Genomic DNA, 25,589 nt, shown 5'->3' with positions numbered 1-25,589 from the left:
GAGTCTAGCGCGGAACGGCGGCGTCCGGCGAGGCGTCGGCGCTGGCGTCGGCTTGAGTCGCAGATGCGGCCTCTTCCGCGTCCGGCTCCCAGGGATCCAGGCTGTAGCTGCAGCCGGCCAGGGTGCGGCCGGGATGCGAATCGACGTTGGACACGGTGACCACCGCCGATTCGATCCATACCGTTCCGTCCGCGTCCGGCGCGGTCTCCTCGGCGCGCACCTCGCGCCCGAACAGCGCCTTGGCCGGGGTATCCACCGCCGTTTCCAGCGCCAGCGCCCGGGCCAGCACGCGCGGCTCGGGCAGGTCCAGCACCGCCACCACGCCGTCGCCGGCAAAGGCGATGTGGTCGGTGGCATGGCCGAATGCCTGCACCGGTGCATTGAGCCGGTACTCGACCATGAACGGATTGGCCTGCGGCAGCGGCTGCCAGCCCAGGGCCACGGCCCTGAGCGGATCGGCCTGCACCGGCACCAGCGCCATGAAGGCCTCGTAGCTGGCGCGGCACTCGAGCAATGCGGACAGGTCGATCGGCGCGGTGTCCTCCTGCGCCTGCGCGACCAGCGGCACGAACAGCGGCACGAACAGCAGCAGCAATGCGCAGGCCACGCTGCGGCCGGACGTCAGCGGGCGGGCAGGTTCGGGACGGCGCATCGGCTTACTCACCGGGATAGGGATCAGGCAGGCCCAGGCCGGCGAGGATGGTGCGCTCGAGCTGCTCCATGGCCTCGGCTTCGCGGTCGTCCTCGTGGTTCCAGCCCAGCAGGTGCAGCACGCCGTGCACGGTCAGGTGCGCATAGTGGGCGGCGGCTGGCTTGGCCTGTTCTTCCGCCTCGCGTGCCACCACCGGTGCGCAGATCACCAGGTCGCCCAGCAGCGGCAGGCGCACGCCCTCGGGCAGGCCTTCCGGCAGTTCGGCGGGAAAGCTGAGCACGTTGGTGGCGTAATCCTTGCCGCGGTAATGGCGGTTGAGCGCGCGGCCTTCGGCCGCATCGACGATGCGGATGGCCAGGTCGGCCTCGCGGATGCGCCCGGCCAGCGCGGCCGCCACCCACTTGCGGAAGCTTGCGGCGGCCGGCACGCCGCGCCGCGGCGCGGCATAGCTGACGGCAACATCGAGGCGGCGGGGGCCCTGGGTCATGGTGGGCGCGTGTTCGACCGGGGCGTGCAGTATCGCGCGGATGGCGCGTTACCGCGACGGGTGCTCGACGACCACGACCTCGGCGTTGCGGCGCAGTTCTTCCAGCCCGATGGTCGCGGCGGAGGAGTGGCAGTTGAAGGCCATGCGCAGCGCCGCCGTGCTCACGCCGCGGCTCTCCACTTCCTTGGCGGATGCGCCGGCGGGCAGGGGCGGCAGCTGGCTGTGGCGGCTGCAGTGGCCCACGTGGGCGGCTTCGGTCGCCAGCGCCAGGGTGCGCGCGGCCTCGTCGGTCACCGCGTCGAATGCCTCCTGGGAGAGGGTCGGCGGGCCCATCGTGCGCAGGATCAGGAAGTACATCTGCTTGATCACCACATGGACGTTGGAGCGGAATTCCCCGCCATTGGCGCTCGTGATGCCCGCACGCAGCCGCTCGCCCCGCGCCTTGACCGTCATCACGGGCGGGGATGCGTCGTCCGCCACGGCGCCGGTGCCGTCGAGCCGGTGCTCGACGTCGAACGGAGTCCGGTCCAGCGTCTCCATGGCCTGCACGTTGCCGCTTTCCACCAGGTACTTGAAGTCCCCCAGGATGCCTTCGACCACATCGGCCACGCCCGGCGCCGGATCCACCGGGCCGGCCTTCACCATGAGCAGGCTGAGGTCCACTGCTGGCTGGTCCGGCAGTACGTAGCGGAAGTTCACCCCGGCCTGCGGCCGCTGCGGGTCGTGATCGGCCCCGGCGAGCACGAACTCCCCGGCCTGGCGCGGCGCGATGAGATAGCTGGTGGCCATGAAATCGCTTGCGCGCGCGGCCGTCGGTGCGACAAGCAGGGTGGCAAGGATGGCGAGGACGGCAAGCGTCCGGATGGTCGTGTCTGACATGGCACCTCCGATGTGCGCGTGGATGGGTGGCTATTCCTGGCCGGTTACGCGGGCGGACAGGTCGCGTCGATCATAGGCATCGACGATCCGCGCCACCAGTGGGTGGCGGACCACGTCGCGCGCCTCGAAGAAGGTGAAGCTCACGCCTTCCACCCCGCGCAGCACTTCGATTGCGTCCTTGAGGCCGGATTTGACGTGCTTGGGCAGGTCGATCTGGGTCATGTCGCCGGTGACCACCGCGGTGGAGCCGAAGCCCAGGCGGGTCAGGAACATCTTCATCTGCTCGATGGTGGTGTTCTGGGCTTCGTCCAGGATCACGAAGGCGTCGTTGAGGGTGCGCCCGCGCATGTAGGCCAGCGGCGCGATCTCGATGACGTTCTTTTCCAGCAGCTTGGCCACCTTCTCCACGCCCAGCATCTCGTACAGGGCGTCGTACAGCGGGCGCAGGTAGGGGTCGACCTTCTGGGTGAGGTCGCCGGGCAGGAAGCCGAGCTTCTCGCCGGCCTCCACCGCCGGGCGCACCAGCACCAGGCGCTGCACCCGCGATTCGTTGAGCGCATCCACCGCCATGGCCACGGCCAGGAAGGTCTTGCCGGTGCCGGCCGGGCCGATGCCGAAGTTGATGTCGTGGGTGGCGATGGCGTGCAGGTAGCGCGACTGGTTGCTGCCGCGGCCGCGCACGGTGCCGCGGCGCACCTTCACCGCCACTTCCTGCGGCTGGTAGCCGTCATCGTCCACGCGATCGAGGTTGGCCGCGTTCAGGCGCAGGTGGATGGCATGGCTGTCGTAGGTGGTCTCGGCGGTCTCGGCATAGAGCGCCTGCAGCAGGCGCTCGGCGCGCACTGCCGCGTCCTCCGGGCCGCTCACGCGGTAGATGTTGCCGCGGTTGGCGATCTCCACGCCCAGGCGCAGCTCGATCTGGCGCAGGTGTTCGTCGAACGGGCCGGCCAGGTTGGCCAGGCGCCCGGTATCGGCCGGGTCGAGGGTGAAATCGCGCTGGGTGGGGCTGGTCATGGGCGGCGGCGCGGCTGCACGCGAAGGTGCGATCGCCGTTTGCGATGGGGCCCGGAAGCGTAGCGCGGACGGCTTCCCGCAGCCAGCGCAACCGTCCCTGCAGAAGCCGGCCTTGCCGGCGACACCGCGACGCAATCACCGCCGCGGCCCAATCCGATGCGGTCGCCGGCAAGGCCGGTTCCTACGTGGTGGCGACCCGTGCGCGCAGCGAGTTGGTCAGTGCCTCGGTGATCACCACGTCCACGAACTGGCCGATCAGGCGGGCATGGCCGGGGAAGTTCACCGAACGCATGTTTTCGGTCTTGCCGGTCAGCTCGTCCGGGTTCTTGCGCGACGGCCCTTCCACCAGCACCCGCTGCACGCTGCCGACCATCGCCCCGGAGATGCGCGCCGCATTGGCGGTGACCGCCGCCTGCAGCCGTTCCAGGCGCGCGTGCTTGACCGCTTCGGGGGTGTCGTCCTCGAGATCGGCGGCGGGAGTGCCGGGGCGCCGCGAATAGATGAAGGAGAAGCTCTGGTCGAAGCCCACGTCCTCGATCAGCTTCATGGTCTTTTCGAAATCGGCGTCGGTCTCGCCGGGGAAGCCGACGATGAAATCCGAGGAGATCGAGATGTCCGGCCGCACCGCGCGCAGCTTGCGGATCTTCTGCTTGAACTCCAGCGCGGTGTAGCCGCGCTTCATCGCGCTGAGCACGCGGTCGCTGCCGGCCTGCACCGGCAGGTGCAGGTAGTTGGCCAGTTGCGGCACGTCGCGGTAGGCCTCCACCAGCGAGTCGGAAAATTCCAGCGGGTGCGAGGTGGTGAAGCGGATCCGGCCGATGCCCTCGATCTGGGCGATGGTGCGGATCAGCAGCCCCAGGTCGGCAGGCTCTTCCGAGCCTTCCATGGGGCCGCGGTAGGCGTTGACGTTCTGCCCCAGCAGGTTGACCTCGCGCACGCCCTGGGCGGCAAGTTGCGCCACCTCCACCAGCACGTCCTCGAACGGCCGGCTGACCTCGGTGCCGCGGGTGTAGGGCACCACGCAGAAGCTGCAGTACTTGGAGCAGCCTTCCATGATCGAGACGAAGGCGCTGGGGCCCTCGGCGCGCGGCTCGGGCAGGCGGTCGAACTTCTCGATCTCCGGGAAGCTGATGTCCACCTGTGGCCGGTCCTGCTCGCGCCGGGCGCGGATCAGTTCCGGCAGGCGGTGCAGGGTCTGCGGGCCGAACACCAGGTCCACGTAGGGCGCGCGCCTGACGATGGCCTCGCCTTCCTGCGAAGCCACGCAGCCGCCGACGCCGATGATGACCTCGCGGCCGCTTTCCCGGCGACTGTTCTCCTTGAGCACCCGCCAGCGGCCCAGCTGGCTGAACACCTTTTCCTGGGCCTTCTCGCGGATGGAGCAGGTGTTGACCAGGATCACGTCGGCGTCGGCCGGATCGTCGGTGAGTTCAAGGCCCTCGTGCTCGGCCAGCACGTCGGCCATCTTGGCCGAGTCGTACTCGTTCATCTGGCAACCGTGGGTCTTGATGAACAGCTTGCCGCGCGCACCGCCCGGGATCGGGCGTGGCGCCGCGCCGGGCAGCGGCAGCAGCACGGGTGTGGTGGCGGGCGCGATGGCGGCATCCGGAGCGGTGTCCGAAGGGGCGGTCATCCCGGTCATGGCGGTCAATCCAGGCGGGCGGAAGCGGCACAGTGTAGCGGCGCTGCCGGCAGGGGTGCCGCTGGCGCCCGGTCCCGGGCCACTTTCCTCTTTGCGGACAACGGCTTGGCAAGGGCGCAGGAAGCTGGGAAACTGCGCGCCATGAAGGGGATGCCGGGGATGATCGGGCTGGTCCTGTTCGCGCTGGTGGCTGCGCCCGCCGGTGCCGGCACCCTGTACCGCTGCGTCGGCCAGGATGGCGTGACCAGCTACGTCAACAAGCGGGTTGCCGGGGCACAGTGCGCGGTGTTCAGCCGCTATGTGCCGGACCGCTCGCGCCCGGCCACGCCCGCGCCCGCCCGCGTGCCCGCCCAGGCCGCAAGCCCGGCCGCCAGTGGTACCGCCGGCGCTGCAGCCAGCCCTGCTGCAAGCGGCGTGGCCGACACGCCGCCGGCCAGCCTGCGCGTCTCCGCTGCGCCGCTGCCTCCAGGGCCGCACCGCGCGGCCACGGGCACCGCGCCGCAGCGGCGGGTCAGCGGCCAGGTGTATTCCTACATGCAGGACGGGGTGCGCCATTTCAGCAGCCGCCCGCCGGCGCGCGGGGCCGGTGCCGCGCAGGTGCGCACGATCGCCTACAGCTTCATCGAGACCTGCTACGCCTGCGGCGTGCAGCCCGGGTTGAGCTTCGCCACCGTGCGACTGAACACCACCGCCTACCAGAACGAGATCGCCGCGGCCGCGCGCGAGTTCGGGGTCGAGGAGGCAATCGTGCGCGCGGTCATCCATGCCGAGTCCGCGTTCAATCCCACCGCCCTGTCGCGGGTGGGCGCGCAAGGGTTGATGCAGCTGATGCCGCCCACCGCGCGCCGCTTCGGCGTGGTCGACTCCTACGATCCGGCGCAGAACATCCGTGGCGGGGTTGAATATTTGGCCTGGCTGCTCAAGCGCTTCAACGGCGACCTGACCCTGGCCGCGGCCGGCTACAACGCCGGCGAAGGCGCGGTGGACCGGCACAAGGGTGTCCCGCCCTACAGCGAGACCCAGCGTTACGTGCAGCGCGTGCGCATGCTGGCCGAGCGTTATCGCGGCGTGCAGGCATCGGGTTGATCGCCGGCCCCGTCAGCGACTCCCGGCCGCGGCATCCACGACAGGATCGGACGGTCGCCATTGTCGGCCCGTTAAGGCTTCCGTTACACTTCGTTGTCTTTTGCGGCCGGACTGTCTCCTTCGGACGGGCCCTGGCCGCGGGCAGCAACCGCTACCAGCAGTGATTTTCGGAGTGCCGGATGGCCAACGATGAGGTCCAAGTGCCCGTGAATGCGGGCCGACGCCGGTTCCTGACCGCGACCACCGCCGTGGTCGGTGCGGTCGGTGCCGGGTTTGCAGCAGTGCCGTTCATCAAGTCGTGGAACCCCAGCGCCCGGGCCCAGCTCGCCGGCGCCCCGGTGACTGCCGACATCAGCGCCCTGGAGGAAGGCCAGCGCCTGATCCTGGAATGGCGCGGCCAGCCGATCTGGATCGTCAAGCGCTCCAGGGCCGTGCTCGATGCGCTGCCGACCCTGGACGGCGACCTGCGCGACCCCAGGTCCGAGAACATCGACCAGCAGCCGGAGTACGTGCGCCAGGCAAACCCGGAGCTGCGCTCGCTCAAGCCGGAGATCTCTGTGCTGGTGGGCCTGTGCACCCACCTGGGCTGCTCGCCCGAGATGGCCGCCGAGATCAAGCCCGAGCCTTACGACCAGGACTGGAAGGGCGGCTACTTCTGCCCCTGCCACAAGTCCAAGTTCGACATGGCCGGCCGCGTGTACCAGGGCGTGCCGGCGCCGACCAACCTGGTCGTGCCGCCGCACCATTACGTCGACGACACCACCATCGTCATCGGCGTCGATCCGCAGGGGGCGTAAGCCATGGCCGACAACATCTTCACCCGTACCGCCAACGGCGCGATGGACTGGGTCAATGCCCGGGCACCGGCGCTGGCGCCGATGTACCGGAAGCACATGTCCGAGTACTACGCGCCGAAGAACTTCAACATCTGGTACATCTTCGGCGTGCTGTCGATGGTGGTGCTGGTCAACCAGCTGGTCACCGGCATCTTCCTGACGATGCACTACAAGCCGAGCGCGGCGGAAGCCTTCGCCTCGGTCGAATACATCATGCGCGACGTGGAGTGGGGCTGGCTGATCCGCTACATGCACAGCACCGGCGCCTCGCTGTTCTTCATCGTCGTTTACCTGCACATGTTCCGCGGCCTGATGTACGGCTCCTACCAGAAGCCGCGCGAGCTGGTGTGGCTGCTGGGCATGCTGATCTACCTGGTGCTGATGGCCGAGGCGTTCCTGGGCTACGTGCTGCCGTGGGGCCAGATGTCGTTCTGGGGCGCCAAGGTGATCATCTCGCTGTTCGGCGCGATCCCGGTGATCGGCAACGGCCTGGTCGAGTGGATCATGGGCGACTACCTGCCCTCCGATGCCACCCTCAACCGCTTCTTCGCCCTGCACGTGATCGCGCTGCCGCTGGTGCTGCTGCTGCTGGTGGTGCTGCACCTGGGCGCGCTGCACGAAGTCGGCTCCAACAACCCCGACGGCGTGGAGATCAAGAAGGGCCCGAAGGGCAACCGCTGGTCGCCGACCGCGCCGGCCGACGGCATCCCGTTCCATCCGTACTACACGGTGAAGGACACCTTCTACGTGTTCGCGATGATGGTCATCGCCGCCTTCATCATCTTCTTCGCGCCGGCGTTCGGCGGCTGGTTCCTGGAGCACGACAACTTCACCGAGGCCAACCGCCTGGTGACGCCCGAGCACATCAAGCCGGTGTGGTACTACACGCCGTACTACGCGATGCTGCGCGTGGTCCCGGACAAGCTCGGCGGCGTGCTGGTGATGTTCGGTGCCATCGCGATCCTGTTCGCGGTGCCGTGGCTGGACCGTGCCAAGGTCAAGTCCTACCGCTACCGCGGGATGCTGTCCAAGGTGCTGCTGGGGCTGTTCGCACTGAGCTTCGTGTGGCTGGGCAAGATCGGCGCCGGTCCCGGTACCGATCCGGTCGAGACCATCATCGGCCGCTTCCTGACCCTGTATTACTTCCTGTTCTTCCTGACCATGCCGATCTGGACCAGGATCGACAAGACCAAGCCTGTGCCGGAACGGGTGACGACGCATGACTAAGAAGTGGATTGCCCTGCTGACCGCGGCCGCCACCGCACTCCTGTTCTCCGCCACGGCGCTTGCCGCCGCCGGTGGCCCGGTGCAGCAGGCCGGCAACGACCTTTCCGACCGCGCCTCGCTGCAGCGCGGCGCCCAGCTGTACGTCAACTACTGCGCCGGCTGCCACTCGCTCGAGTACCTGCGCTACTCGCGCATCGGCGAGGACCTGGGCCTGACCGAAGAGGAGGTGATGTCCCACCTCAACTTCACCGGCGCCAAGTACGGCGAGCAGATCAACGTGGCCATGACCCACGCCCAGGGCGAAAAGTGGTTCGGCAAGATGCCGCCGGACCTGTCGGTGATCTCGCGGGTCCGTGGCAGCGACTGGCTGTACACCTACCTCAAGTCCTTCTACCTGGACGAATCGCGCCCGCTGGGCTGGAACAACAAGCTGTTCCCCAACGTGTCCATGCCCAACCCGCTGTGGGAGCTGCAGGGCCTGCAGCACGCCGAGTTCGGCGAGCCCGACGCGACCGGCGAGCGCCACCCCGAGCGGCTGGTGGTCACCACCGCCGGGCAGCTGTCGGCGACCGAGTTCGACCAGGCCACGCGCGACATCGTCAATTTCCTCGAGTATGCCGGCGAGCCGGCCGCGCTCAAGCGCGAGGCCCTCGGCGTTTGGGTGATCCTGTTCCTGGTCGTACTGACCTTCCTTGCCTACCTGCTCAAGCAGGAGTACTGGAAGGACGTGCACTGAGTTCCCGGGTGCGGCCGCCCGCTGCGGCGGGCGCGTGGCTCCCGGCTCGGGCTGGCTGCGCCCTTGCGCCTTCTGGCCGTGGGGCTGCACACTCGGGTGCTGTGACGACCGTCGGCGAGGGGCTGGCGGCATCGGTGCGGCCGGCGGATTCCGGTCGTCGGAGGCCTAGATGGCAGCGAGCGTGCGCATGCGCAATACCCTGACGTTGTTCTCCTCCGTCGATGACGTGCTGTGTCATCGCGTGCGCCTGGTCCTGGCGGCCAAGGGCGTGACCTACGACCTGGTCCCGGTCGACGCGCAGAACCCGCCCGAGGATCTGATCCACCTCAACCCGTACCACTCCGTGCCGACCCTGGTCGAGCGCGAGCTTGTGCTGTACGCGGCGTCGGTGGTCAGCGAGTACCTGGACGAGCGCTATCCACACCCGCCGCTGATGCCGGTCGACCCGCTGTCGCGGGCGCGCCTGCGCCTGGCGATGCTGCGGATCGAACACGACTGGGTGCCGCAGGTGCAGGCCATCCAGCTTGGCAACAAGCAGCAGGCCGAGGCCGGGCGCAAGCGCCTGAAGGAACTGCTCACCGAATCGCTGCCGCTGTTCAAGGCCAGCAAGTTCTTCCTCAATCCGGAAGTCAGCCTGGCCGACTGCGCGATGGCGCCGATCATCTGGCGCCTGAAGGCGCTGGACGTGCCGCTGCCCAAGGACGGCAAGGCGATCGAGGATTACGGCAGCCGCATCTTCCGCAATCCGGGTTTCGTGCGCAGCCTGACCGACCAGGAAAGGAAGCTGCGCGACATGCCGGCATGAGCGGTGACAGCCTGCCCATGACCAGCTACCGCCCGTACCTGCTGCGGGCGCTGACCGAGTGGATCAACGACAACGGCATGACCCCGCACATCCTGGTGGACGCGGGCGTGTCCGGCGTGCAGGTGCCGCCGGGCGTGGTCCACGACGGACGGGTGGTACTCAACATTGCCGATCGCGCCGTGGTCGGCCTGCACATGGACAACGAATGGGTGGGCTTCACCGCCCGGTTCGGCGGGGTCAGCCAGTTGGTCAACGTGCCGGTGGGCGCGGTGCTTGCGGTGTATGCGCGCGAGACCGGGCAGGGCATGGTGTTGCCGGAGGAGAACATGCCCCCCACCGACGGCGGTGATGGTGGTGGCCCCAGCCCGCCATCGCCCGACAACAGCCCGGGCGACGCCCCCGCACCCGGCGGCAAGCGTCCGCACCTGCGCGTCGTCAAATAGCCAACGTCCCCGCGGCGACGGGCGACGGGCGACGGGCGACGGGACGACATGGCACCCGGCGTGTAGGAGCCGGTCTTGCCGGCGACCGCGATGGCCGACGGGTCGCCCGCACGTTGATCTGCATCGCGGTCGCCGGCAAGACCGGCTCCTACAACGGGTTGCCGCCGCCCCGTTCCAGCGGAATGATCCTGGCCCCGGCCGAGGGACCGGTGAACGACACCAGGCGCTCCCCCCGCAGCACCAGCCGCCCGCTGTGACGGTCCATGCCGTCGTGCGAATAATCGAAGCGGAAGCTGCGTTCCAGCCCGAGCCAGCCGTCCTCGCGCCGGTACAGGCGCACGCCGTTGGCGTGCACGCTCTGGTCCAGCCATTGCACGTCGGCGGCCGCGCAGGCATCGCGGCCCAGCGCCTCGGCGCGCTCGGCGGCGGCGCGCGCGGAGTTCCACAGGGCCGCCACGACGGCACCGGCGATCATCAGCAGGATCAGGCTGGGCATGGCGGCCATGGTGCCGTAGCGGCGGTGCGCATTCCACCGCAAGTTGATCCAGGTCATGGGCGCCCGGTCCGGCAGGAGGGAGCATGTCCCCATGCGAATGCTTCTCGTTGGAAGGCTTGCGCTCCATGGACCACTACGCCCTGTTGCTGATCCTGCACCTGTTCGCCGCGCTGGTGTTCGTCGGCACCGTGTTCTTCGAGGTGCTGATCCTGGAAAGCGTGCGCAAGCACGTGCCGCGCAACGTGATGCTCCAGATCGAGACGGCCATCGGCAATCGCGCCCGGCAGCTGATGCCGTGGGTGCTGCTGGTGCTGTACGGCAGCGGCCTGAGCATGGCCTGGCGCTACCGCGCGCTGCTGGCGCATCCGCTGGAGAGCAGCTTCGGCCTGCTGCTGACGCTCAAGATCGTGCTGGCGCTCAGCGTGTTCGGCCACTTCCTCTACGCGATGGCGCTGCGCCGCAGGCGCCGGCTGGCGTCCACCGCGTTCAAGCGCATCCACCTGAGCGTGTTCGCCCACATGGTCGGCATCGTGCTGCTGGCCAAGCTCATGTTCCACCTGGGGTGGTAGCGTGACGGACATGCACGCGACCACGCCACCCGCATCCGACGCGCAGTACTGCACCGAGGACGAAGTCATCGCCCTGGTGCACCGCTTCTATGCACGGGTGCGCCAGGACCCGGACCTGGGGCCGGTGTTCGACCGCCACGTGGCCGACTGGCCCGCGCACCTGGCGCACCTGGTCGACTTCTGGTCGGCACTGCTGCGCGGCACCCGCCGCTTCAGCGGGGCGCCGATGCCCAGGCACATGGCCCTGCCGGGGTTGACCGCGGCCCTGTTCGAGCGCTGGCTGGAACTGTTCGCGCAGACCACCACCGAATTGGGCAACCCGGTGATGAAGGCCGAGGCCGATGCACGCGCGCGGATGATCGCCCAGCGCTTCTGGCAGCAGTACCAGGTCTCCGGCCACGACGCCGCCATGTAAGCAGCGGCAGCGCAGGTTCAGCCCGGCGGCGGCCCCAGCTTCATCGACAGGTCGATGGCACGCACGTGCTTGGTCAGCCCGCCGATGGAGATGAAGTCCACGCCGTCCTGCGCGATCGCGCGCAGCCCGGCCAGGTCCACGCCGCCGGATGCTTCCAGCGGGATCCGCCCCTCGAACGGCGCCGCACGCGCGATGCGCACGGCCTGGCGGCGCATGTCCGCAGGGAAATCATCGATCAGCACGCGGTCGCAGCCGGTAGCGAGGGCCTCGCGCAACTGCTCCAGGGTCTCGACCTCCACGATCAGCGGCAGTGTCGGCTGGGCCGCGCGCGCGGCCGCGATGGCTGCGGCTACCGAACCGGCCACGCGCACGTGGTTCTCCTTGAGCATCACCGCGTCGTACAGGCCGATGCGGTGGTTGGCGCCACCGCCGGCACGCACCGCGTACTTCTGTGCCAGGCGCAGGCCGGGCAGGGTCTTGCGGGTATCCAGGATCACGCAGCCGGTGCCATGCACCGCCTGCACGTGGGCGGCAGTGGTGGTGGCGGTGGCGCACAGGGTCTGGATGAAGTTCAGCGCGGTACGCTCGGCGCTGACCAGGGCGCGGCTGCGCCCTTCCAGCAGCGCCAGCACGGTGCCCGCGGCAACCCGCTGGCCTTCGTGCACGCGCCAGTCGATGCCCACCTGCGGGTCGAGCATGCGGTGGCAGGCGTCGAACCACGGCCGGCCGGCCACCACCGCCTCCTCCTTGCACAGCAGGTAGGCGCACTCGGGCACGTCAGGCAGCAGGGCGGCGGTGACGTCGCCGCTACCCAGGTCTTCGTCCAGGGCGCGGCGCACGTCGGCCAGTACGGCCTGCTCCGGGGGCGGCGTCGGTTCCATCGGCGCGCCTCAGGCGGGGAAGCCGGCCACCTGCGAGGTGGCCAGTGCCTCCTCGACCAGCAGCACCGGGATGCCGTCATCGACCCGGTACACCTGCTTGCGGTCGCGGGTCACCAGGGCCTGGCGCAGGGGTTCGTGCTGCGGGCTGCCGTCGCCGCGCAGCACCTGGCCGGCAGTGATGGCCTGGTTCAGCACGTCCAGCGCACGCGGCTCCAGCAACGCCAGCGGCTGGCGGGTGTCAGGCGAGCACAGCAGGTCAAGCAGCTTGCGGTCCATGGTGGCGATGGGAGGCAGGGAAGTCAGGAATGCGCGAAAGCGTAACACCCGGCGCCCGCGCGCGGCCCGCGTCGCACGGTGGCCCCGGTCTGGCGTGGCGTGGCGGCGAAAGGTGCCGGCCGGGCCGGGCGGCCTGCCAGCCGCGCAACTTCCTTTAGAATGTCGGTTTAGCGACCGAGGGCCGCCATGACCACCTCCGCAACCGCCCCGCTGGTGGGCATCGTGATGGGATCCCGTTCCGACTGGGAAACCATGCAACACGCCGTGCAGAAGCTCGATGCGCTGGGCGTGCCGTACGAAGTGAAGGTGGTCTCGGCGCACCGCACGCCGGACGTGCTGTTCGAGTACGCCGCCAGCGCCGCGGCGCGCGGCCTGCGCGCGATCATCGCCGGTGCCGGTGGCGCCGCGCACCTGCCGGGCATGCTCGCGGCCAAGACCGCCGTGCCGGTGCTGGGCGTGCCGGTGCAGAGCCGTGCGCTCAACGGCATGGACTCGCTGCTGTCGATCGTGCAGATGCCCGCGGGCATCCCGGTGGCCACCTTCGCCATCGGCAATGCCGGCGCGGCCAACGCCGGCCTGTTCGCCGCCGCGTTGCTGGCCGCCGAGTATCCGGACATCGCCCGTGCGCTGGAGGCATTCCGCCAGCGCCAGACCGACGACGTCATCGCCCACGACGATCCACGGCAGTGAGGCGCCAGGCATGAGTGCGCACCCCTGCGTCGGGATCCTCGGAGGCGGGCAGCTGGCACGCATGCTGGTGCTGTCCGGCGCATCGCTGGGGCTGCGCTTCCGGATCATGGATACCGTGGCCGACGCATGCGCCGGCCAGGTGGCGCCATTGCAGGTTGGCGACTATCGCGATGAAGCGGCGCTGGCGGAGTTCGCCGCGCAGGTGGATGTGGCCACCTTCGATTTCGAGAACGTTCCCGCGGCCGGCGCCGAATGGCTGGCCGCACGGGTGCCGGTGTTCCCGAACCCGGGCGCGCTGGCGGTGGCCCAGGACCGGCTGGCGGAGAAGACCCTGTTCGGCGAGCTCGGCATCCCGGTGCCGGCCTTCGCCGCAGTTGCCACCCGTGACGAGCTGGAGCGCGCGCTGGACCAGGTCGGCGTGCCGTGCATCCTCAAGACCCGTCGCCTGGGGTATGACGGCAAGGGCCAGTTCCGGATCCGTTCGCGCGATGACGCGGCCGCGGCATGGGAAGCCCTGGGTCCGCAGGCGCAAGGCGTGGGCCTGATCGTCGAGGCCTTCGTGCCATTCGATCGCGAGTTGAGCGTGGTCGCCGTGCGCGGCCGCGACGGCGAGTTCCGTACCTGGCCGCTGACCGCAAACTGGCACGTTGACGGAGTGCTCTCGACCAGCCTGGCGCCGGCACCGCAGGTCGACGCCGCGCTGGCGCAAACCGCCGTCGACTACGCGCGGCGGCTGGCCGGGCGGCTGGACTACGTGGGCGTGTTCGCGCTGGAGCTGTTCTGCCGTGAAGGCGAACTGCTGGCCAACGAGATGGCGCCGCGGGTGCACAACTCCGGGCACTGGACCATCGAAGGTGCCGAGACTTCGCAGTTCGAGAACCACCTGCGCGCGGTGCTGGGCCTGCCGCTGGGCAGCACCGCGATGCGCGGGCATGCCTGCATGCTCAACTGGATCGGGAAGATGCCCGACGCCCGCGCGGTGCTGGAGCAACCCGGCGGCCACTGGCACGACTACGGCAAGCAGCCGCGCGCCGGCCGCAAGGTCGGCCACGCCACCCTGCGTGCCGATACCCCGCAGGCGTTGGCGCAGGCGCTGGAGCAGGTCGGCCATGCGCTGGGCCGCCAGGCCCAGGTCGCGCCCCCCCTCCAGGCCCTGCACCCCCTGTAGGAGCCGGCCTCGCCGGCGACCGCAGCGCGGTATGACGTGGCGGAGGCGTTCCGTGCTGCGAGGTCGCCCGCAAGACGGGCTCCTACACAACGGCCGGCCTCGTCCCACCGCGTCCGCCCGGACGCTTCTGCTGTTGTAGGAGCCGGCCTCGCCGGCGACCGCAGCGCGGTATGACATGGCGGAGGCGTTCCGTGCCGCGAGTTCGCCCGCAAGACGGGCTCCTACGACGGCCGGCCTCGTCCCACCGCGTCCGCCCGGACGCCTGCTGTTGTAGGAGCCGGCCTCGCCGGCGACCGCAGCGCGGTATGACATGGCGGACGCGTTCCGTGCTGCGCGGTATGACGTGGCGGAGGCGTTCCGTGCCGCGCGGTCGCCCGCAAGACGGGCTCCTACACAACGGCCGGCCTCGTCCAACCGCGTCCGCCCGGACGCCTGCTGTTGTAGGAGCCGGTCTCGCCGGCGACCGCAGCGCGGTATGACGTGGCAGGAGGCGTTCCGTGCTGCGAGTTCGCCCGCAAGACGGGCTCCTACAAAACGGCCGGCGCCGTCACTCCCGAGACCCCGCAAAAACCGCCTCAGCGCACCCGGGCGGCTACCGCGTCCCAGTCCACCACGTTCCAGAATGCTTGCAGGTAACCGGCGCGGTCGTCGTGCCGGTCCAGGTACCAGGCGTGTTCCCACAGGTCGCAGGCCAGCAGCGGGATGTCCGCGCCGGTGACCGGAGTGGCCGCGCCATGGGTGGTCACCACCCCGAGGGTGCCGTCAGGGTGTTGCACCAGCCATGTCCAGCCCGGCCCCGACAGCTCCAGCGCCGCGCGGGTGAACTCCTCGCGGAAATGGGCGACATCGCCATAGCGGCGGGCCAGCAGTTCGGCCAGGCGGCCGCCCGGCTCGCCGCCACCGCGTGGCGACAGGCAGGTCCAGAGGAAGGCGTGGTTCCAGGCCTGGGCCGCCTGCTCGAACAGGCCGCCGCGCGCATGGCGCACGATCTCGTCCAGTTCCATCTGCTCCAGTGCGCTGCCTTCCAGCAGGCGGTTGGTCGCATCCACGTGCTCCCGGTGGTGCACGCCATGGTGCAGGTCCAGGGTGGCCGCCCGGATGTGTGGTTCCAGCGCGGTACGGGCGAAGGGCAGGGCGGGCAGTTCGATCGGCATCGTGATGGCGGCTGGAGGGACGGCGGCGGGTTGCGCGCAGGGATTACAATTGCGCCTCAGTCTAGCCGACGCCGCGGCCAGCCCCGGCGCCCAGGAGAGTGGTGATGGAACGCATCCAGAGCGAGGTCGAGGCGCACCCGATCGTGCTGTTCATGAAGGGCACGCCGGCCTTTCCGATGTGCGGCTATTCGGCGCGCACGGTGCAGGCGCTGCAAGCCGCCGGTGCCGCGCAGCTGCATACGGTCAACGTGCTGGAGGAGCCGGAGGTGCGCGCCAACCTGCCGCGCTATTCCAACTGGCCGACGTTTCCGCAGCTGTTCCTGCACGGCGAGCTGATCGGTGGCTGCGAGATCACCCTGGAACTGCTGGAGTCCGGGGAGTTGCAGCGCATGGTCAGCGAAGCGCAGTCGCAGTGAGCCTGCTGGATCTTCCGGTTGCCGCCGCGCAGCCGCTGGCCGGGCGCGTGGTCCTGGTTGCAGGTGCCCACGGCGGCCTGGGCGCCGCTGCCGCCCGTGCCTGCGCCACCGCCGGTGCCACCCTGGTCCTGCTTGGCCGCCGCCTTCCCAGGCTCAACCGCATCTATGACGCCGTCGCCCGGCTCGGGCCGGAGCCACTGCTGTACCCGCTGGACCTGGAAGGCGCCTCGCCCGACGACTATGCCGAACTGGCAGTGCGGATCCAGGCCGAACTGGGCCGCCTCGACGGCGTGCTCCATTGCGCTGCCGAGTTCCGTGGCCTGACCCCCCTGGAACACCAGGACCCCGCGGCCTTCGCCCGCGCCATCCACGTCAACCTGACCGCGCCGTGGTGGCTGGTGCAGGCCTGCCTGCCATTGCTGCGGCAGGCGCCCGATGCCGCGGTGGTGCTGGCGGTGGATGCGCTGGCCCGGGTTGGCCAGGCCTACTGGGGCGGCTATGGCGTGGCCCAGCACGGCCTGCATGGGTTGGTCGGCATGCTGGCGGCCGAACTGGCAACCACCCCGGTGCGCGTGCATGGCCTGCAGCCGGGGCCGATGCGCACGCCGCTGCGCGCGCGCGCCTATGCCGACGACCGCGAGCCCGGACACGACCCGGACGCCTACGCGCCGGCCTGCGTGGAACTTCTTTCGGCGGCCGGCGCATCGCGCCGCGGCACCGTCTGGAACCCCGCGCCGGCATGACCATCCTGTCGGCCGCGTTGCTGCTGTTCCTGATCCTGGACCCGCTGGGCAATGTCCCGGTGTTCCTGAGCGTGCTCAAGTCGCTGACCCCGGCGCGCCAGCGCGTGGTGCTGGTGCGCGAACTGCTGATCGCACTGGGGGTGCTGATGCTGTTCCTGTGGTGCGGCAAGTACGCGCTGGAACTGATGCACCTGCGCCAGGAGTCGGTGGCCATTGCCGGTGGCGCGGTCCTGTTCCTGATCGGCATCCGCATGATCTTCCCGCGCCCGGAAGGCCTGATGGGCGGGATGCCCGACGGCGAGCCCTTCATCGTGCCGCTCGCCATCCCGCTGGTGGCCGGCCCTTCGGGCATGGCCGCGGTGATGCTGATGGGCAGCAACGAGCCGGACCGGCTGGGCGAATGGAGCCTGGCCCTGCTCCTGGCCTGGGGCGTGACCGCCGCGATCCTGCTTGCCTCGCCGGTCCTCTACCGGTTGCTGGGCCCGCGTCCGCTGGCCGCCATCGAGCGGCTGATGGGCATGCTGCTGGTGGCCATTTCCGTGCAGATGCTGCTGGATGGGCTGACCGCGTACCTGGGCATTGCAACCGCCGCAGCCTGATCATCGCGTATCGACCATTACCCCAACGAAGAAGATCCATGAACGAAACGGTTACGAGCACGCTGCCCGTGCAGGACGCACGCATCTATCCGCGCGGAGGCCTGGACGTGCTCTCGCGAACCGAGGTGGCGCGCCTGCGCGATGCCTCCAGCGGCGGCATGCACGACCTGCTGCGCCGCTGCGCGCTGGCGGTGCTGACCAGCGGCAGCGCCAACGACGACCCGCGCGCCGCGCGCGACCTCTATCCGAATTTCGACATCCAGGTGGCGCAGCAGGACCGTGGCGTGCGCATCGACCTGAAGGGCGCCCCGGCGATGGCGTTCGTGGACGGGGAGATCATCCGCGGCGTGGCCGAGCTGCTGTTCGCCGTGGTGCGCGACCTGGCCTGGACCGCGATCGAGCTGGGCCCGGAGTACGCCACCGACCTGGAGTCCTCGTCGGGCATCACCGATGCGGTGTTCGGCGTGTTGCGCAACGCACGCGTGCTGCGCCCGGCCGACCCGAACCTGGTGGTGTGCTGGGGCGGACACTCGATCTCGCGCGAGGAATACATCTACACCAAGCAGGTGGGCTACGAGCTGGGCCTGCGCGGGCTGGACATCTGCACCGGCTGCGGCCCCGGCGCAATGAAGGGGCCGATGAAGGGCGCCACCATCGCCCACGCCAAGCAGCGCAAGCGCACCAACCGCTACATCGGCATCACCGAGCCGGGCATCATCGCCGCCGAATCGCCCAACCCGATCGTCAACGAGCTGGTGATCATGCCGGACATCGAGAAGCGGCTGGAGGCCTTCGTGCGCCTGGCCCACGGCATCATCGTGTTCCCCGGTGGAGTGGGCACCGCCGAGGAGATCCTGTACCTGCTCGGCATCCTGCTGCGCGAGGAGAACGCGGACCTGCCGTTCCCGCTGATCCTCACCGGGCCGACCATCGCCGCGCCGTACTTCGAGCAGATCGACCGCTTCCTGCGCCTGACCCTGGGCGAGGCGGCGACCTCGCGCTACGAGATCGTGATCGGCGATCCGGCCGCCGTGGCCAAGAAGATGACCGCCGGCATCCGCAAGGTGCGCGCGGCGCGGCTGGAGCACAAGGATTCGTTCTACTTCAACTGGGGCATCGACATTCCGCTGGCGTTCCAGCAGCCCTTCGAGCCCACCCACCAAGCCATGGCGGCGCTGGACCTGCACCACGGCCGGCCGCCCTCGGCGCTGGCGGCCGACCTGCGCCGCGCGTTCTCCGGGATCGTGGCCGGCAACGTCAAGGAGGACGGCATCCGCCAGATCGAAGCCAACGGCCCGTTCGAGATCCACGGCGCCCCGGACATGATGCAGGCCCTGGACGGGCTGCTGCGCGCCTTCGTCGAGCAGCGCAGGATGAAGATCGCCGGTCATTACCGCCCCTGCTACCGGGTGGTTGCCTAGGCCCGCGGGCACCGCCGCAGGCCGCTGCCCGCCCTTCGGGCCAGAATGACCGCTCGTCCCGCCGGGCCTTGGCGCGCGCACGGCAAACCGGCTAGGCTCCGGCCATCACGCTGGGGAGCGACCGCATGCCTTTCACACGCCAAAACGGGTTCAGCGTCATAGAACTCATGGTGGTCGTCGCCATCGTCGCCATCCTGGCGGCCCTGGCGTTCCCGAGCTTCCAGGCCAGCATCCGTTCCAACCGGGTCGCCACCACCTCCAACGAGGTGCTGGCCTCGCTGTCGCTGGCGCGCACCGAGGCGATCAAGGGCGTCGGCGTGGCCGGCGTGTGCCCCAGCAGCAACGGCACCAGTTGCAGCAGCACCACCGACTGGGCCGGCGGCTGGATGGTCTGGCGCACCGACGCCACCGGCGCGGGCACGGTGCAGACCCCGGTCCGCTACATCCAGGCGAAGGACGGTGCCGACATCACCGGGCCGGCCGACGGGGTCAGCTTCACCGTCCAGGGCCGCGTGGACGGGACGGCAACCCAGTTCGGGGTCAAGCCCAAGGGCGTCGATACCCCGGCCCGTTGTGTCAGCGTCAACGTGACCGGCCAGGCCCGGGTCACCCAGGAGGCATGTTCGTGAAGCGCACATTGACCTTTTCGCCGCGCCAGGCCGCCGGCTTCAGCCTGATCGAGGTGATGATCGCCATCCTGGTGATGGCGCTCGGGCTGCTCGGCTTCGCCCTGCTGCAGACCATGAGCGTGCGCTTCACCCAGAGCGCCAACCAGCGCACCCAGGCGGCCAACCTGGCCTACGACATGCTGGACCAGATGCGGACCAACCGGCTCACTGCGGCCCAGTACGCCGATGACGACTATGCCGCCACGTCCACTCCGGCCAGCTGTGTGCCGGGGGCGACGGTGGGCGCGGACGCATACAAGACCGTGTGGCAGTGCAGGCTGGGCAAGGCACTGGGGGCCGATGCCTCCGCCGTGGTCGCCTGCGACACCTCCAATTGCGTGGGCGGCGGCGTGTCCGTGGACATCACCTGGCGCGACCAGCGCTGGAATGACGCGGACAACGACGGCACCGTCGCCGACACCGAAGGCAACCAGACATTCCGCACGGTGACCCGCCTGTGAAAACCTCATTCCACAACCGGATGGGCGGCCTCACCCTCATCGAGCTGATGATCGCGCTGCTGATCGGCTCGATGCTGGTGCTGGGCCTGGTCCAGGTTTTCGGCGCGGCCCGTTCCGCCTACCAGCTTTCCGAGGGCATCGCGCGCGTCCAGGAGAACGGCCGCTTCGCCTTGGACTTCCTCCAGCGCGACATCCGCATGGCAGGCCATTTCGGCTGCGTGAACGACCAGTCCCACCGCCAGGTGACCGGCAGCCTCACCTCGCATTTCGCGGCCAATGGCCCGCTCGACTTCGGGTTCTCGATCCGGGGTTACGAGAATTCCAATCCGGCCGGCATCACCCTCAATCCAGGGCGTGTGGGCGGCACTGACGTGATCGTGCTCAGGTTCCTGCGCGGCACCGGCGTCCCGGTGCATGCCATCGACCCAGTCGCCGGGACCATCGACATCCCCCCGGCCCAGTGGGACGCGCTGACCGAAGGTGGCGTGGCCAATCCGACCATGTTCGGCATCGCCGACTGTTCGTTTGCCGATGTATTCGCCGCGCAATCCGTGGCGGCAGGTGCCGGCAGGGTCACGGCCCCCGCTGGCATCGACCTGGCGCTGTATGGTGCGCTGCCCGGTGGCGGCCCGGCGATGCTGTATCGCGCCGATGTGGTCGTCTATTACGTCGGCAACGGCGCCGGCGGGCGCCCCTCATTGTGGCGCGCGCGGGTCGCACCCGGTGGCGGCGTAACCAGCGAGGAGCTGGTCGAGGGCATCGAGAACCTGCAGTTCCGCTACGGGCTGGACCAGGGCCCGGCAGATGCACTGACCGGCTATGTGGCCACCCAGGCCAATGCTGCCGGCGTGGGCGGCGCCGAGACCGATTGGCGGCGCGTGGGCCAGGTGCAGATCGGCGTGCTGGCGGTAAGCCCGAACCCGGCTGCGGCCCCCCAGGCGACCGTGGCGCCGCCGCGCGTCCTCGATGCCACCCCCACGCTGCCAACCGACGGGCGCTATCGCGCCGTGTACGAGTCAACAATCGCCCTGCGCAACCGCCTCTATGGCCAGTAAGGACGGGATCTCATGAGCCGCTCATCCATCCTGCTCCCCCGGTCGCCGCGGCGCCAGCAAGGCGCGGCGCTGTACGTCGCCATGATCATGATCATCTTGCTGGCGATGATCGGCATCGTGGGCATGCAGGTCGCCGGCTTGCAGGAGCGCATGGCGTCCAATTACCTCAACGTGAACCTCGCCTTCCAGAACGCGGAAGCCGAGGTGCGGCAGCGCGAGTGCTTCGTCGAAGGCGTGGTGAACCGCAGCGGTGCCTGCAGTGCCGCGGCCGTCGACATCAACAAGGTCTGCGATGACGGGTTCGACCCCACTACCTGGGCTGCCGCCAAGTCGGTGGACGTGCCACAGGCCGGCCGGGTGAACATCCGCGAGATCGGTCCCTGCATTTCCGGAAACGCCAGCCTCGACATGGGCACCGCGCCAGTCAACGAAGACCCGAACCCCGTGTTCCAGATCAGCGTTTACGCCACCAACGATGCGGCCACCGCCAATGCGGCCGTCGACACCATTTTCAGGCCCTGAGGGTAGTCCCATGGCATACCGTCGAACCAAACTGGTTTCCGCCTTCCTCGTGGTGGCCGGTATTGCCGGATACGGCCTTTACGGCGTGTCCGCCCAGGTCGGCGCGCCGGTGCTGGCGCAGTCGCCGATGAACGTCACCAGTGTCACCCCGCCGGCCTTCATCATGGCCATGGATGACTCGCGCTCAATGCGCTACCAGGCCGTCTTCCCGACCACGGAGAGCCCGGGTGCCGGCGGCGGCGGCGGCGCGTGCTGGAGCAGCACGTCCTCCTCGTCCAGCAGCACCTCGTGGAGCTTCTTCTCCGGTCCCGGCCAGTTGCGCCAGACCCGCACCAACTCCAACGGCACGTGCGGCTACATGTACTACATGACCAGCGTGCGCGACCTGACCAACAACGCCATCCCGCCGATCGACGCGTTCGGCTTCGCCCGTTCGCCGGCCTACAGCTACAGCTACTACGACCCGGGCACGCTGTACACGCCGTGGGCCAAGGGTGACGGCACCTTCTATCCGGACTCGAACCCGAGCAACCCGAAGCTCGAGCCGCACGATGGCAGCGGCGTCGGCTTCAGCCTGACGTCCAACGTGTTCGACAAGAACGCCAGGTCGCGTTTCCGCGCGTTCACGGGCATGCGCCTGCCCGCGGACATGAAATACCGGCTCACCGGCGGCAATTGCGGTGGATTGCAGGGGAACAGCGATCGCACGGTGGGCGCGGGCGGCCACACCATGACCGCCAGCTGCGAGCTGTACATCGAGTACTACCCGGCAACGTTCTACCTGCCCACCAATGCCTTGCCGGAGATCCCGGGCTACCCCAATGCCTATGCCGGCATGAGCGGCACCGAAATCCAGGATGCCTGCGGCACCGGCTGCAGCCTGTGGAAGTTCACCATCCCGGCCGGGAACACGGTGGCGGCGCGCAACTACGCCAACTGGTTCACCTATTACAACAACCGCCACAAGGCCGCCGTGGCGGCAGCCTCGCACGCACTGGCCGACGTCAACAACATGCGGGTCGGCTACTTCACCATCAACAACCGCAACACCGTCACCATGTACGACATGGATGACGTGACCCAGAAGAAGGCCCTGTTCGGCAGCAACACCTCCAGCCCTGGTTCCAGCACGTTGCTGGGCCTGGTGAGCGATGGTAACGGCACGCCCAATGCCAACGCAATCGACTTCATGGGCACCCAGTTCAAGCGCACCGGCGATGGCGCGCCGATCATCTCGGCCTGCCAGAAGAACGCCGGCATGCTGTTCACCGATGGCGCCACGAACAACCAGAGCGTCAGCGCCTCGGCGATGAACCTGGGGGCGCCGTTCGACCCGACCGCTTCAAACACCATCGCCGCCATCGCGTCGAAGTACTACTTCAACAACAACTCGACCAACGGCCAGATCGGCTCGGCAGGAAACTCGCCGCTGAGGACCGACCTTCCGGGGGGCAAGGTGCCCGTGCCGGAAGGATGCAAGACGGCCGCGGTTGGGTCGACGGAGTGGAAGCGGCTCGATTGCCAGTCCAATCTGCACATGAACCTCTATGCCATCACCCTGGGCATGCGCGGCGTGGAGTTCGACCCGACGGCAAACCCCAAGCAGGATCCCTTCGTCGATTCCATCGCCTGGCCGTCCAGCCGCCCTGCCAATGACAGCATCGGCACCGTGGACGACCTGTGGCATGCCACCGTCAATACCCGCGGCGAGTTCATCAACGCCAATACCTCCAGCGAAATCACCACCGCCATGCGCCGCATCCTGGCTGCGGTGAGCGCTGGCAAGTCACCGGCGGGCACGGTGGCGGTGAGTGGAGCGCGCATCGGCACCGGGTCCATCACCGTGGCCCCGAGCTATGAGGTGCGCAACAACGGCACCGACTGGTTCGGCCAGCTCACTGCCGATGCGGTGAGTTCCGATCCGCTGACCGGCGCGGTGAGCTTCTCGAAGGTGTGGGAGGCCAGCGAACGGTTGGCGGCCCAGGGCGCCAATGGCCGCACCATCAAGTTCGGCAAGACCGCCGCAAGCGTCGTGCCCACGGTTGCGGAGTTCAATGCATCGAACGTCACCCTGGCCGACCTTTGTACGAGCGGGCGCTGTACTGCTGCCGAGCTGACGGCCCTTGGCTCGGGCATGAATGCAACCCGCGCCATCGCCTACCTGCGCGGCTCGCGCACGGACGAGGGCGTGCTGCGCACCCGCAGCACCGTATTGGGCGACATCGTCAATTCTTCCCCGGTGATGGTCGCCTCCACGGATGACTACGGCTACCAGTCGTTCGGCGGCACCATGGCCACCAGCTACAAGGCGTTCCTTGACGCCAAGAAGACCGCAGGGCGGTCCCTGGTGCTGGTGGGTGCCAATGACGGCATGTTCCACGTGTTCGACGGGCGCAGCTCTTCGCCGCCGGGTGGCAACGAGGTGTTCGCCTACATTCCGGCCACCGCGCTGGGATATATGGGCGACCTGTTGTACCCCTACGATCCGGACGACAAGGACGACCAGAAGTTCCGCCACCGCTACCTGGTGGACGGCCCGGTCACCGTGTCCGACATTTACAACGGCACGGCCTGGAAGACGATCGCCGTGGGCACGTCCGGCGCCGGCGGGCGCAGCGTGTTTGCCCTCGACATCACCAACCCGGATTCCCCGACGGTGCTGTGGGAGATCAACAACCTGATCACCGGCAACACCACGATCAGCAACAATATCGGCCACGTGCTGGGCAAACCGGTGATCGTGCCGGTCAAGACCGGCCTCGGTGCGGTGTCCTGGAAGGTGGTGTTCGGCAACGGTTACAACAGTGCGGCGCAGACGGCTTCACTGTTCGTGGTTGACGCCTGGACCGGGTCGGCTGCGGTGATCAGTGCCGCCGAGGCGACCCCGCCGGAACCGTACAACGGCCTGGGCAACGTGGTGGTCATCGACACCAAGCGTGACTCGGGCGGCACTACGGTGCCGGGCCGGGATGGCTACGCCGACACCGCCTATGCGGCCGACCAGCATGGCGCCATCTGGAAGTTCGACCTGCTCGCCGGCACGGCGGGTGCGGAGCCACTGTTCATTGCCAAGGACGCCGGAGGCAACCGCCAGGCGATCACCGGCGGCATCACCACCGCCGCCGGGCCGGGTGGCAGCGTGATGGTGTACTTCGGCTCGGGACGCTTCTCCTTCGTGGGCGATCCCGACATCCTCAGCACCCAGACGCTGTACGGCATCCAGGACCGAGGAGTCCCGGTTGCCAATCGCGATGCACTGCAACAGCAGACGGTTGGCTCGGTGACCTCGAGCTTCCGTGCCACCAGCACCACCGCCCTGGGCGCCGGCAAGCTGGGCTGGTACCTGGACCTGCCGACACGGCAGCGGTCGGTGGGCTACCCGCGGATCGAGAGCGGGGTGGTGTTCTTCCCGGTCTATGAGCCATCGGACAATAGCAATACCGACAATTGCGCGGTCAACGGCGCCAACTGGCTGTACGGGCTGAATGCGCTCAGCGGCGCGGCCGCGCTCACCAAGGTGCGCATGGGCAGCCCGACCGGCAACCAGCCAGGGTCGACCACCGGTGCGGTGGAACTGGCCACCGGCGGCTCGGCTCCGGTCAAGGACGTGGCGGTGATGACCACGCCGCGCGTGGCTCCGCTGGAGGCAGGTGCCTCGCAGGCCGACATCGATGCTGCTATTGCAGCCCGCTGCTCGATGGTGGTGCACGTCGCAGGTGCGCCGCCGATGTACCTGCCACGCCCCTGTGGCCGCCAATCCTGGAGGCAGGTGCGATGAACCTTCGTCACGGCCAACGTCCCACAGCCACGGAAGTGACCATGCAACGCAAGGCACGCGGTTTCACCCTGATCGAGTTGATGATCGCGGTTGCGATCGTGGCGATCCTCGCCGCCATTGCAGTCCCGTCCTACAACGAGCACATCCGCAAGAGCCGGCGGGCGCAGGCCAAGGCCGACCTGGTGGAGTACGCGGGCCTGGCCGAGCGCCACTTCACGGTGAACAACGCCTACACCGGCTTCACCCTTCCGACCACCCAGTCGCCGCGCGAGGCAGGGGCCACGGCGCGCTACACGCTGGCGCCGGCGGTCACCGCCACCACGTTCACCATTACGGCGACCCCCCAGGGCGGGCAGGCTAGTGACCGCTGCGGCACCCTGGCCGTCACCAATACCGGCGCAAAATCCAAGACGGGAGCGGCGCCGCTGAGCGAGTGCTGGTGACGCCAGGCCTGCGCGGGGTGCCGGCGA

29 protein-coding genes are annotated in these 25,589 nt (G+C 69.0%); 20 read left to right on the top strand and 9 right to left on the bottom strand.

Features of this window, described 5'->3' with window-relative positions:
• Nucleotides 1–4 precede the first annotated feature (4 nt).
• The 5 genes from ACEJ41_RS09880 to miaB all read right to left on the bottom strand — a co-directional run bounded on the left by ACEJ41_RS09880 (nucleotide 5) and on the right by miaB (nucleotide 4,665).
• Complete coding sequence (locus ACEJ41_RS09880) at nucleotides 5–652, bottom strand: hypothetical protein (protein ID WP_374012107.1); 648 nt, start codon at nucleotides 650–652, stop codon at nucleotides 5–7.
• Between the two features lie 4 nt (nucleotides 653–656).
• Nucleotides 657–1,139: an rRNA maturation RNase YbeY gene (ybeY, locus tag ACEJ41_RS09875; RefSeq protein ID WP_374012106.1), complete on the bottom strand. Its 483-nt coding sequence runs from the start codon at nucleotides 1,137–1,139 to the stop codon at nucleotides 657–659.
• Between the two features lie 48 nt (nucleotides 1,140–1,187).
• Nucleotides 1,188–2,018: a hypothetical protein gene (locus tag ACEJ41_RS09870; RefSeq protein ID WP_374012105.1), complete on the bottom strand. Its 831-nt coding sequence runs from the start codon at nucleotides 2,016–2,018 to the stop codon at nucleotides 1,188–1,190.
• A 30-nt stretch (nucleotides 2,019–2,048) separates the two neighbouring features.
• Nucleotides 2,049–3,032, bottom strand: a complete 984-nt coding sequence (locus ACEJ41_RS09865) for a PhoH family protein (RefSeq protein WP_374012104.1) — start codon at nucleotides 3,030–3,032, stop codon at nucleotides 2,049–2,051.
• 181 nt (nucleotides 3,033–3,213) lie between these two features.
• Nucleotides 3,214–4,665 (bottom strand): tRNA (N6-isopentenyl adenosine(37)-C2)-methylthiotransferase MiaB, encoded by a 1,452-nt coding sequence (gene miaB, locus ACEJ41_RS09860; RefSeq protein WP_374014115.1) that lies wholly within the window; start codon nucleotides 4,663–4,665, stop codon nucleotides 3,214–3,216.
• Nucleotides 4,666–4,815: 150 nt separating this feature from the next.
• Between miaB and ACEJ41_RS09855 the strand changes: the two genes are divergently transcribed.
• The 6 genes from ACEJ41_RS09855 to ACEJ41_RS09830 all read left to right on the top strand — a co-directional run bounded on the left by ACEJ41_RS09855 (nucleotide 4,816) and on the right by ACEJ41_RS09830 (nucleotide 9,807).
• On the top strand, nucleotides 4,816–5,760 hold the full coding sequence (locus ACEJ41_RS09855; protein WP_374012103.1) for a lytic transglycosylase domain-containing protein: 945 nt from the start codon (nucleotides 4,816–4,818) through the stop codon (nucleotides 5,758–5,760).
• Between the two features lie 179 nt (nucleotides 5,761–5,939).
• Nucleotides 5,940–6,557: a ubiquinol-cytochrome c reductase iron-sulfur subunit gene (gene petA, locus ACEJ41_RS09850; RefSeq protein WP_374012102.1), complete on the top strand. Its 618-nt coding sequence runs from the start codon at nucleotides 5,940–5,942 to the stop codon at nucleotides 6,555–6,557.
• 3 nt (nucleotides 6,558–6,560) lie between these two features.
• The gene (locus ACEJ41_RS09845; protein ID WP_374012101.1) at nucleotides 6,561–7,823 is read left to right on the top strand and encodes a cytochrome bc complex cytochrome b subunit; all 1,263 of its coding nucleotides are present in this window, start codon (nucleotides 6,561–6,563) and stop codon (nucleotides 7,821–7,823) included.
• A complete protein-coding gene (locus ACEJ41_RS09840) occupies nucleotides 7,816–8,559 on the top strand; it encodes a cytochrome c1 (RefSeq protein ID WP_374012100.1) in 744 nt (247 codons plus the stop codon). The genes ACEJ41_RS09845 and ACEJ41_RS09840 overlap by 8 nt, the downstream gene beginning before the upstream one ends.
• Nucleotides 8,560–8,728: 169 nt before the next feature.
• Nucleotides 8,729–9,364, top strand: a complete 636-nt coding sequence (locus ACEJ41_RS09835; RefSeq protein ID WP_374012099.1) for a glutathione S-transferase N-terminal domain-containing protein — start codon at nucleotides 8,729–8,731, stop codon at nucleotides 9,362–9,364.
• Nucleotides 9,361–9,807 (top strand): ClpXP protease specificity-enhancing factor, encoded by a 447-nt coding sequence (locus ACEJ41_RS09830; protein ID WP_374012098.1) that lies wholly within the window; start codon nucleotides 9,361–9,363, stop codon nucleotides 9,805–9,807. Before ACEJ41_RS09835 ends, ACEJ41_RS09830 begins: the two co-directional genes overlap by 4 nt.
• 148 nt (nucleotides 9,808–9,955) lie before the next feature.
• Here the strand turns inward: ACEJ41_RS09830 and ACEJ41_RS09825 are convergent, their stop codons facing one another.
• Entirely contained in the window at nucleotides 9,956–10,303 is a 348-nt protein-coding gene (locus ACEJ41_RS09825; protein ID WP_374014114.1) for a DUF3301 domain-containing protein, read from the bottom strand.
• Nucleotides 10,304–10,428: 125 nt separating this feature from the next.
• On the opposite strand from ACEJ41_RS09825, the gene ACEJ41_RS09820 reads away from it, so the two are divergent.
• Complete coding sequence (locus ACEJ41_RS09820; protein WP_374012097.1) at nucleotides 10,429–10,872, top strand: CopD family copper resistance protein; 444 nt, start codon at nucleotides 10,429–10,431, stop codon at nucleotides 10,870–10,872.
• Nucleotides 10,873–10,882: 10 nt separating this feature from the next.
• Entirely contained in the window at nucleotides 10,883–11,287 is a 405-nt protein-coding gene (locus ACEJ41_RS09815; protein WP_374014113.1) for a group III truncated hemoglobin, read from the top strand.
• Between the two features lie 17 nt (nucleotides 11,288–11,304).
• Here the strand turns inward: ACEJ41_RS09815 and nadC are convergent, their stop codons facing one another.
• Together nadC and ACEJ41_RS09805 are read right to left on the bottom strand one after the other, a co-directional pair.
• On the bottom strand, nucleotides 11,305–12,168 hold the full coding sequence (gene nadC, locus ACEJ41_RS09810; protein WP_374012096.1) for a carboxylating nicotinate-nucleotide diphosphorylase: 864 nt from the start codon (nucleotides 12,166–12,168) through the stop codon (nucleotides 11,305–11,307).
• A gap of 9 nt (nucleotides 12,169–12,177) precedes the next feature.
• Entirely contained in the window at nucleotides 12,178–12,444 is a 267-nt protein-coding gene (locus ACEJ41_RS09805) for a Trm112 family protein (RefSeq protein ID WP_374012095.1), read from the bottom strand.
• Between the two features lie 186 nt (nucleotides 12,445–12,630).
• Here ACEJ41_RS09805 and purE point away from each other — a divergent pair, with 186 nt between their 5' ends.
• Both purE and ACEJ41_RS09795 read left to right on the top strand, forming a co-directional pair.
• A complete protein-coding gene (purE, locus tag ACEJ41_RS09800) occupies nucleotides 12,631–13,134 on the top strand; it encodes a 5-(carboxyamino)imidazole ribonucleotide mutase (protein WP_374012094.1) in 504 nt (167 codons plus the stop codon).
• Between the two features lie 10 nt (nucleotides 13,135–13,144).
• Nucleotides 13,145–14,302 carry a 5-(carboxyamino)imidazole ribonucleotide synthase gene (locus tag ACEJ41_RS09795; protein WP_374012093.1) on the top strand — a complete coding sequence of 386 codons (1,158 nt, stop codon included), beginning with the start codon at nucleotides 13,145–13,147 and terminating at the stop codon, nucleotides 14,300–14,302.
• A gap of 575 nt (nucleotides 14,303–14,877) precedes the next feature.
• On the opposite strand, the gene ACEJ41_RS09790 is transcribed toward ACEJ41_RS09795, so the two are convergent.
• Nucleotides 14,878–15,456 carry a superoxide dismutase gene (locus ACEJ41_RS09790; protein WP_374012092.1) on the bottom strand — a complete coding sequence of 193 codons (579 nt, stop codon included), beginning with the start codon at nucleotides 15,454–15,456 and terminating at the stop codon, nucleotides 14,878–14,880.
• A 104-nt stretch (nucleotides 15,457–15,560) separates the two neighbouring features.
• Between ACEJ41_RS09790 and grxD the strand changes: the two genes are divergently transcribed.
• The 10 genes from grxD to ACEJ41_RS09740 all read left to right on the top strand — a co-directional run bounded on the left by grxD (nucleotide 15,561) and on the right by ACEJ41_RS09740 (nucleotide 25,562).
• Entirely contained in the window at nucleotides 15,561–15,872 is a 312-nt protein-coding gene (gene grxD, locus ACEJ41_RS09785; RefSeq protein ID WP_374012091.1) for a Grx4 family monothiol glutaredoxin, read from the top strand.
• Nucleotides 15,869–16,615 (top strand): SDR family NAD(P)-dependent oxidoreductase, encoded by a 747-nt coding sequence (locus tag ACEJ41_RS09780; protein ID WP_374012090.1) that lies wholly within the window; start codon nucleotides 15,869–15,871, stop codon nucleotides 16,613–16,615. Before grxD ends, ACEJ41_RS09780 begins: the two co-directional genes overlap by 4 nt.
• On the top strand, nucleotides 16,612–17,214 hold the full coding sequence (locus ACEJ41_RS09775; protein WP_374012089.1) for a YhgN family NAAT transporter: 603 nt from the start codon (nucleotides 16,612–16,614) through the stop codon (nucleotides 17,212–17,214). Before ACEJ41_RS09780 ends, ACEJ41_RS09775 begins: the two co-directional genes overlap by 4 nt.
• A 38-nt stretch (nucleotides 17,215–17,252) precedes the next feature.
• Nucleotides 17,253–18,635: a nucleotide 5'-monophosphate nucleosidase PpnN gene (gene ppnN, locus ACEJ41_RS09770; protein ID WP_374012088.1), complete on the top strand. Its 1,383-nt coding sequence runs from the start codon at nucleotides 17,253–17,255 to the stop codon at nucleotides 18,633–18,635.
• A gap of 125 nt (nucleotides 18,636–18,760) precedes the next feature.
• The gene (locus ACEJ41_RS09765) at nucleotides 18,761–19,264 is read left to right on the top strand and encodes a GspH/FimT family pseudopilin (protein ID WP_374012087.1); all 504 of its coding nucleotides are present in this window, start codon (nucleotides 18,761–18,763) and stop codon (nucleotides 19,262–19,264) included.
• Nucleotides 19,261–19,764, top strand: a complete 504-nt coding sequence (gene pilV / locus ACEJ41_RS09760) for a type IV pilus modification protein PilV (RefSeq protein ID WP_374012086.1) — start codon at nucleotides 19,261–19,263, stop codon at nucleotides 19,762–19,764. Before ACEJ41_RS09765 ends, pilV begins: the two co-directional genes overlap by 4 nt.
• Before the next feature lie 20 nt (nucleotides 19,765–19,784).
• On the top strand, nucleotides 19,785–20,819 hold the full coding sequence (locus ACEJ41_RS09755; protein ID WP_374014112.1) for a PilW family protein: 1,035 nt from the start codon (nucleotides 19,785–19,787) through the stop codon (nucleotides 20,817–20,819).
• 12 nt (nucleotides 20,820–20,831) lie between these two features.
• Complete coding sequence (locus ACEJ41_RS09750) at nucleotides 20,832–21,341, top strand: PilX N-terminal domain-containing pilus assembly protein (RefSeq protein ID WP_374012085.1); 510 nt, start codon at nucleotides 20,832–20,834, stop codon at nucleotides 21,339–21,341.
• 10 nt (nucleotides 21,342–21,351) lie between these two features.
• Nucleotides 21,352–25,119 carry a pilus assembly protein gene (locus tag ACEJ41_RS09745; protein ID WP_374012084.1) on the top strand — a complete coding sequence of 1,256 codons (3,768 nt, stop codon included), beginning with the start codon at nucleotides 21,352–21,354 and terminating at the stop codon, nucleotides 25,117–25,119.
• 41 nt (nucleotides 25,120–25,160) lie between these two features.
• A complete protein-coding gene (locus tag ACEJ41_RS09740) occupies nucleotides 25,161–25,562 on the top strand; it encodes a type IV pilin protein (RefSeq protein WP_374012083.1) in 402 nt (133 codons plus the stop codon).
• The last annotated feature ends 27 nt before the right edge of the window (nucleotides 25,563–25,589 follow it).

The organism is Pseudoxanthomonas koreensis (assembly GCF_041890415.1).
GTDB lineage: Bacteria > Pseudomonadota > Gammaproteobacteria > Xanthomonadales > Xanthomonadaceae > Pseudoxanthomonas > Pseudoxanthomonas koreensis_A.
Note: the sequence above shows the minus strand (reverse complement) of the source record. Positions and strands in the feature narration are given on the sequence as shown.